The sequence below is a fragment of the Candidatus Methylomirabilota bacterium genome (genome assembly GCA_035260325.1).
In the GTDB taxonomy this organism is placed as follows: domain Bacteria; phylum Methylomirabilota; class Methylomirabilia; order Rokubacteriales; family CSP1-6; genus AR19.
Genome location: DATFVL010000087.1, coordinates 1 through 6,560 on the forward strand (window position 1 = coordinate 1; position 6,560 = coordinate 6,560).

Genomic DNA, 6,560 nt, shown 5'->3' on the forward strand with positions numbered 1-6,560 from the left:
GAGCGCGATGTCGAGCCGGCCCGCCTCGAGGAGCGGCACGTTCTCGGTGCTCCCCTTCGTGTTCTGCGTCTGGACCACGAGCGTCGGGTCGGTCGCGTTGATGGTGTCGGCGACGGCGGCGCCGTAGACGGGGAAGCCCCCGCCGGGCGTCGCGGTCCCCAGGACGACGACGGTCTTCTCGGCCGCCTGCGCGGCGCTTCCCATGAGCCACCCCCCGAGTGCGAGAGCCACGGCGGTGCGCGACACGGCGAACATGGCCGCAACGCTATCACGACCCCGCGCTATGCTCCCGCGGGGAGGACGACCGATGAAGCTCCTCGTCACGACGCTCGCGCTCTCGCTGGCCGCGCTGAGCTGTTCCAGGAGGTGGCGGTCTACGGCGTGTCCAAGCGCCTGCAGTTCAAGCCGCGCGCGAACTACCGGCTGATCGTATCGGAGATGACGCTCGCCCGGTAGCCCCGCTCAGAAGCCCGGCGGCGGCTTGAAGCCGCCGACCACGCCCCCGAGCCGCTCGGCGACGTCGATCGGCGTCGCATCCTCGAGGTACGGCCCCATGATCTGGATCCCCACCGGGAGCCCGCCGCGCGTGAGACCGACCGGCGCCGTCGTCGCGGGCAGGCCCGTGAGCGTCGCGAACGAGATCCAGAAGAGGAGGTCGAGGTAGGGGCGCGGACCCGCCGGCGTCGCGAGCACGCGATCAACTAGCGTCGTGTGATCGTGCGGGAACGCGGGCACGAACGCGGTCGGCAGGAGGAACGCGTCGTGGGTGGCAAAGTACGCCTGCCAGATCCCGCGCGCGGCGCGGCGCCGGCCGTCGGCGGCCTGGATGTCCCTCGGCAGCGCCGTCAGCGCGAGCGCTCGCTTGGCACGGAACGAGCCGTCCTGGTTGGCCGCGAGCCGGCGTAGCTCGTCGAGCTGGTCGTCGCTCGGCCGCCCGGTGAAGAACGCGTTAAAGAGGAACAGGTAGGCGTCGTACTGCTCCCCGACGTTCACGCCGGGGGGCCAGCCCTCCTCGAGCCGGGCGCCCGCCTTGCGGAGCGCGTCGATCGTCGCCGCGAGCGCGTCGCCGACCTCGGGGGAGACGGGGCAGCGCGGATCGTCCAGCACGAAGCCGATCCGGTAGTCGCCGAGTCGCGCGCCCCGCGCCGGCGGCAGCGACCAACGGTACGCCCGCGCCTCGGCCTCGTCGGGCCCGCCCAGCACCTCCATCGCCGCGCGCAGGTCGGCAGCGGAGCGCGCGAGCGGCCCGACCACCGGCAGTGTCGAGGGCGGCGTGGCCGGAATGGGGGGCGGCGGCGGGATGTGGCCGCGCATCGGCACGACGTCGAGGGTCGGCTTGTGGCCGTAGACGCCGCAGAAGTGGGCCGGGATGCGGATCGAGCCAGCGACGTCGCTGCCGGGCTCGAGATAGCTGAGGCCGGCGGCGAGCGCGGCCGCGCCGCCGCCGGTCGAGCCGCCCGGTGTCCGCGAGACGTCCCACGGGTTGTTCGTCCGGCCGAAGACGTCGTTGTAGCTCTGCCAGTCGGATGCCCAGATCGGCACGTTCGTCTTGCCGAGGATCACGGCGCCGGCCCTCTTGAGGCGCTCGACGACGACCGCGTCCCGCGGCGGCACGTGATCCTTCAGGGTCGGCGAGCCCGCGGTCGTCCTGACGCCCGCCACTTCCAGGGTGTCCTTCACCGTGCACGGGACGCCGTGGAACGGCCCCCACCACTGGCCGCGCGCCCGCGCCTCGTCGGCGGCCTTCGCGCGCGCCAGGGCCGCGTCGGCGGTGAGCGTCACGATGGCGTTGAGCTTCGAGTTGAGCCGCTGGATGCGGTCGAGCACGCGCGTGGTCAGCTCGAGCGCGGAGACTCGCCCCTCGCGGATCGCGCGCGCGGCTTCGAGGGCCGAGGCGAAGTCGAGATCGGGAACGGCGGCGCGCGGCGCCGCCGGGCGCAGGAGCGTCGCCGCGGCGAGCGCGGCACCGCCTCCGAGGAACTCCCGCCGGGTCAGGCGCGAGGGCGGCACGCGGCCGAGTCTAGCCGCCCTTGAGCCGCGGGTCCAGCAGGTCGCGGAGGGCGTCGCCCAACATGTTGAAGCCGAAGACGGCGAGCGAGAGCGCGACCGCCGGCCAGATCGCCAGCCAGGGCGCCTGGTACATGTGGTCGAGCCCGGCGAGGGAGAGCATCCCGCCCCAGGTCGGGTAGGGCGGCGGCACGCCGAGGCCGAGGAACGAGAGGCTCGCCTCGGTCAGGATCACCGTCGAGAGCCCCGTGGTCGCGACGACGATGATGGTCGGCATCACGTTCGGCAGGATGTGCGCGAGCGTGGTGCGGACGTGACCGGCGCCGAGCGCCCGCGCGCTCTCGACGAACGTGTGCTCCTTGATCGAGAGCGCCACGCCACGGATGATCCGCGAGTTCTGGATGCCGAACGCGACGCCCAGGACGACCGTGATGTTCCAGGCGCTCGGGCCGAGCAGCGACATGATGGACATCAGGAGCAGGAGCGGCGGGAACGCCATCCACGCGTCCACGCCGCGCTGGAGCAGCAGGTCGAGCCGGCCGCCGAAGTAGGCCGAGAGCACGCCGATCACCGTCGCGAGGACGCTGCCCAGCGCGACGGCGCCGAACCCCACGTAGAGCGAGATCCGCGCGCCGTACATGAGGCGCGTCAGGAGATCGCGGCCGAGCTGGTCGGTGCCGAGCCAGTGCGCCGGGCTCATGGTGATGAAGCGCTCGCGCAGGCTCGTCTGGGCGAAGCCGTAGGGCGTGATCCAGTCCGCCAGGACCGCCGCCGCGAGCATCACGAGCACGATCGCGCCGCCGATGGTCCCGAGCGGCTTCCTCCGCAGCATCTGGATCCACACGTCCGCATACCACGCGCGTGTGGCAGGGCGGCGTTCGCGCGCGCTGGTCCGCCGCAGTTCGAGCGCCGGCCTTGCCGGCGCAATCGACTCCTGGGGGGAGGTATCGGAAGGGGGGCGAAGCCCTCCTCCGAGTTTAGTAGCGAATCCGCGGGTCCAGATACGCATACGAGAGGTCGATGAGGAGGTTCAGGCCGACGACCATCGCCGCGATGATCAGGTTCACCGACTGCACCACGGGATAATCGAGCTTCGTGAGCGCCTCGAAGAAGAAGAGCCCGACGCCGGGCAGGCGGAAGATCGCCTCGATGATGACCGAGCCGCCGATGTACAGCGGGGTCTGGAGGCCGATGAGGCTGATCACGGGGATCAGCGCGTTCTTCAGCGCGTGGCGGAGGACGATCGTCCGCTCGCTGAGCCCCTTCGACCACGCCGTGCGGATGTACTCCTGGCGGAGCACGTCGAGGAGCGCCGAGCGCATGATCCGCATGATCGGGCCCGCGCGCGTCACGCCGAAGACGAGCGCCGGCACCAGCATGATCTTGAGGTTCTCGAGGGGGCTCGCGCTGAAGGCGACGTAGGTCCACAGAGGCGTCCACTTGAAGTAGATGGACGGGAGCACCACGACGAGCACCGCGAGGCCGAAGTAGGGGACCGAGAGCGCCAGGATCGCCAGCACGCGGCCGACGTAGTCGGACGCGGTGTCCTGGCGCACCGCCGACACGATGCCCACGACGACACCGATGACGACCGAGATCAGGATGGTCAGCGCCGCGAGCTCGAGCGTCACGGGAAACCGCCGGACGAACTCCTCGAGGATCGGCTGGCGCGTCCAGTAGGAATTCCCGAAGTCCCCCCGAAGGACGATCCCCCCGATCCATTCGACGTACTGCACGTGCACCGGGCGGTCCAGGCCGAGGTCGTGCCGGAGCGCCGCCAACGTCGGCGCGTACGCGTGGCCCTCGACCATGCGCGTGACGACGTCGCCGGGCATGAGCCGCATCATCGCGAACACGATGACGCTGACGAGGAACAGCGTCGGGACCGCGAGCGCCGCCCGGCGGAGGACGTAGCGCTTCACGCGACCGCCTCACTCATCGGCCGCCCGGCCGCCGCGCCGAGAAGACGAGCGCCCGCAGCCGGCATCGCATCGGCCGATCGCCGAGCTCGGCGGCGAGCCTCCCGGCCACGGCGTGCTTGATCTCGGCAAGCAGCTCCGGGCGCCGCTCCACGATGGCCGTGTAGATCGGGTTCCCCTCGATCAGCCCGGTCACGGCGTCGGCGGCCGACGGGCTCGTGCCGACCTTCGCCACGCGGAGCCACTCGACGCCCGTGAATCCCGCCGCGTCCAGCCAGCCCCGGATCGGCGCCGGGTCGTGGAGGCTGAAGGGGATCGTGTAGAACTGCGGCGGGTCGGTCGGGAAGAACGACGCGACCGTCTCGTGGATGATGCGCGCGAAGGCGTTGTGTTCGAGCGCGTCCCAGACGTTGAAGAGGTAGATCCCGCCGGGCCTGAGAGCGCGGAAGGCCTCGGCGACGCCGGCGGCCTTGTCCGGAAAGAACATGAGCCCGAACTGGCACACGACGGCGTCGAACGAGCGGTCGTCGAAGGGGAGCTTGGTCGCGTCCGCCTGCCGCCACTCGAGCCGGGCCTCACCCGTCAGCTTCGTTCGGCCGTGGGCGATCATCGGCTCGTTCAGATCGGTCGCGAGGAGCGTGCCGTGGTCGCCGAGCCGCTCGAGCAGGCGCTCGGTCAGCACGCCCGTCCCACACGCCGTTTCCAGCACGCGCATGCCCGCGCGCAGCGGCAGGCGCGCCGCGAGGTCGTCGGCGTAGTGATGGAAAAGGAGCGGCCCGAGATGGCGATCGTAGTTCGCCGGGATCGAGCCGACGAACGCGGCGTTGCGGTCGGCCATGCGCGTCGCCCAGCTCCGGTTACTTATCGAGCCACGTGTAGAGGAGTCGCATGCCGAGGCCCGAGCCGTCGTGGGGGCTTCGAGTCCATCTCGCGCCGCTGGGCGACCAGCAACGGGTCATCAGAGTCCTCAACGGCGCGAAAAGTGGCCCATTATGCCCTAACGGTCCAGCCACGTATACATGAGCCGGAGCCCCAGGCCGAAGCCATCGCGGTACCTGAAGCCCTTCACGTACGGCGGATGCGAGATGTACTGGGGCGGCGTCGGCAGGTAGACGTAGTAGGCCTTGTCCGCCAGGTAGCGCTGGATATCGTCGACGATCTCCTTCCGCCGCCTCGGGTCCATCTCGCGCCGCTGGGCGACGAGCAGCTTGTTCAGCTCGACGTCGGCCACGTGGCTCCGGTTGTTCGGCTGCTCGGGAAAGTGGGCGCCGTAGAGCCAGTCGTCGACCTCGGTGAACGGCGTGATGGGGCCGATCGCCATCTTCTCGAACTTGCCGAGGTACGTCGTCGAGATGTACTTGCCGTACTCCTCGGGCTTGAGCTCGACCGTGATGCCGATCTTGCCGAGGTTGTCGGCGGCCAGCTCGTAGTAGCTGCGCCAGGGCGGTGTGTAGCCGGGCCAGTGGAACGCCGGCACCGTGAACCCACGGGCGTGACCCGCCTGGGCCAGGAGCCGCGTCGCCTCAGCGGGGTCGTAGCCGAAGAGGTATTTGGCCTTGGCCGGGTCGAGCTTCGAGGCGTCGAGCTTCCACTCGGTCATGGCGCACGGCACGGGCCCGGCGTCGATGCAGCCCTCGCCGAAGACGAGCGCGTCGTTCCACGCCCGACGATCGATCGCCAGCGACACCGCGCGCCGGACGCGGACGTCGTTGAACGGCGGCTGATCGGTGCGCATGTAGATCATCCCCTGGCCGAGGATCCGCGTCGGGGTGATCACCATTTCGGGGTTGGTCTTCTGCAGCGACTTCCCCTCCTCCGGACTCGCGTAGCCCCACATGTGGCCGAGGTCCACCTTGCCCGCCCGCAGCAGCGACAGGCGCGCGGCGGCGTCCGGCGTGATCTCGATGACGACGCCGTCGAGGTACGGCAGCCCCTTCATGAAGTAGTCCGGGTTCCGCTCGAAGACCAGCTTCACGCCCTTCTCGTAGGACTTGAGCACGAAGGGCCCGGTGCCGATCACCGCGTCGGGGTGATTGAAGTTGCCGAATTTCGCCTCGGCCTCGCGGGGGAGAATCGCGGTGTAGGTGGGGTTCGCCAGGTGATTCAGGAACGGCGCGAACGGCTCCCGCAGCGTGACCCGCACGGTGTACCGGTCCACCACGTCGACGGACTGGACCTGGTCGAGGCGCGACCTGAACGCCGATTTCGCCATGAAGCGCTCGAGCGAATACTTGACGTCGTCGGCCGTCACCTCACGGCCGTTCACCGGAGGCTTGTTGTGGAACCGGACGCCCTTCCGGAGATAGAAGGTGTACACGGTGCCGTCCTTCGACTCCACCCACCTCTCGGCCAGGTCGGGGAGGATCGAAAAGTCCGAGGTGTCCTTCTGCTCGGGGCCGTGGGGGAAGCGCACGAGCTGGCTGTAGGCGAGGTTGATGTGCGAGTGTGTCAGGAAGCTGATCGAGAGGTGCGGGTCGAGGGTCGGGGCCTCCCGCTCGGCGATGCGGAGGACGCCGCCCCGCTTGGGCTGCTGCGCGGGCGCGCCCGGCGCGGCGAGGAGGACGGCAAGGAGCGCGACCGAGACGGCGAGGGCGAGGCGTCGGGCCATGGCTGATCCTCCTGCTGTTGGGGCGG

Annotated in this window: 6 protein-coding genes; all 6 read right to left on the minus strand. The window is 70.2% G+C overall.

Annotation, left to right across the window (positions count from 1 at the left end; all coding sequences use genetic code 11):
- On the minus strand, nt 1-204 hold a 204-nt coding region (locus tag VKG64_06165; protein HKB24624.1), incomplete at its 3' end, for a TAXI family TRAP transporter solute-binding subunit.
- A gap of 258 nt (nt 205-462) precedes the next feature.
- On the minus strand, nt 463-2,010 hold the full coding sequence (locus VKG64_06170) for an amidase (GenBank protein HKB24625.1): 1,548 nt from the start codon (nt 2,008-2,010) through the stop codon (nt 463-465).
- A gap of 10 nt (nt 2,011-2,020) precedes the next feature.
- Nucleotides 2,021-2,851, minus strand: a complete 831-nt coding sequence (locus VKG64_06175; protein ID HKB24626.1) for an ABC transporter permease — start codon at nt 2,849-2,851, stop codon at nt 2,021-2,023.
- A 133-nt stretch (nt 2,852-2,984) separates the two neighbouring features.
- Nucleotides 2,985-3,929: an ABC transporter permease gene (locus VKG64_06180; GenBank protein ID HKB24627.1), complete on the minus strand. Its 945-nt coding sequence runs from the start codon at nt 3,927-3,929 to the stop codon at nt 2,985-2,987.
- A 13-nt stretch (nt 3,930-3,942) separates the two neighbouring features.
- Nucleotides 3,943-4,764 (minus strand): methyltransferase domain-containing protein, encoded by an 822-nt coding sequence (locus VKG64_06185; GenBank protein ID HKB24628.1) that lies wholly within the window; start codon nt 4,762-4,764, stop codon nt 3,943-3,945.
- Nucleotides 4,765-4,923: 159 nt separating this feature from the next.
- Nucleotides 4,924-6,534: an ABC transporter substrate-binding protein gene (locus VKG64_06190; protein HKB24629.1), complete on the minus strand. Its 1,611-nt coding sequence runs from the start codon at nt 6,532-6,534 to the stop codon at nt 4,924-4,926.
- Between the last annotated feature and the right edge of the window lie 26 nt (nt 6,535-6,560).